The organism is Helicobacter pylori SA213A (genome assembly GCF_000476275.1).
GTDB lineage: Bacteria > Campylobacterota > Campylobacteria > Campylobacterales > Helicobacteraceae > Helicobacter > Helicobacter pylori_CL.
In genome coordinates this window covers 1-869 of sequence record NZ_CBOM010000060.1, presented here as the reverse complement: position 1 = coordinate 869, position 869 = coordinate 1, and the positions used below count along the sequence as shown (strand labels likewise).

The following is an 869-nucleotide window of genomic DNA, read 5'->3' as shown; positions in this document are numbered from 1 at the left end:
AAATAGAAGAAATTATAAAATAGGCTAACAAAGACCAGAAAGAATGGGAATCTGTCATTAAAATTTTTAATCAAAGATTTCTTGTTCCCTTTAAAGTGGAGCTTCAAAATCAAAAAGATATTTTATTGAATAAAGACACTGCGCAATTTAGATTTATATTTTCTGATAACAATCAGGATATGAATGTTCAAAAAGAAGATTTGCAAAAACATTTAAGCGGAGGAGAAAAGAGAGCGTTATATATCTTACAAATCTTGTTTGAAATTGAGGCTAGAAAAAGAAGCGACAAAGTCCAACTTTTAGTTTTTGATGATATTTCAGACTCTTTTGATTATAGAAATAAGTATGCAATTATTGAATATCTTAATGACTTGCAAGAATGCAGACAATTTAAACTGCTTGTGATGACGCATAATTTTGATTTTTATCGCACCCTAGCAAGCCGTTTGAATATTCCTAGAAAACAGATTAAAATGATCCGCAAAAATGATGCTAGAGAAATAATTTTTGAAAAAGGTGGGTATTTGAAGAGTTTTATTAAATGGATTAGAGACTCAGAAGATGATAAAGACTTTTTCACACTGATACCTTTTGTGAGAAATTTGATTGAATACACAAGCTTTCAAGCAGACAAAGACAGCAATTATATAAAACTTACAAGTTGCTTGCACATTAAAAAAGATACAAAAACTATTCAAATTCAGGATATTTCAAAAATTTTTGATAGCGTTTTTGGCACAGAGCGAAAAAAGAAAAAAATTGAAAAAGATAACTCAAAATTATACTTTCAAGCAATTTATGATATTGCAGAAGAAATTTATAACGATAAAAATTATAACAATATTGAATTACAAAATAAGATTATTTTT

At 27.5% G+C, this 869-nt stretch carries 1 pseudogene; it reads left to right on the top strand.

Annotated features, from left to right (window positions below):
- Window positions 1-869 (top strand): annotated as a pseudogene (locus tag QT74_RS07880) (hypothetical protein); the annotation flags it as partial.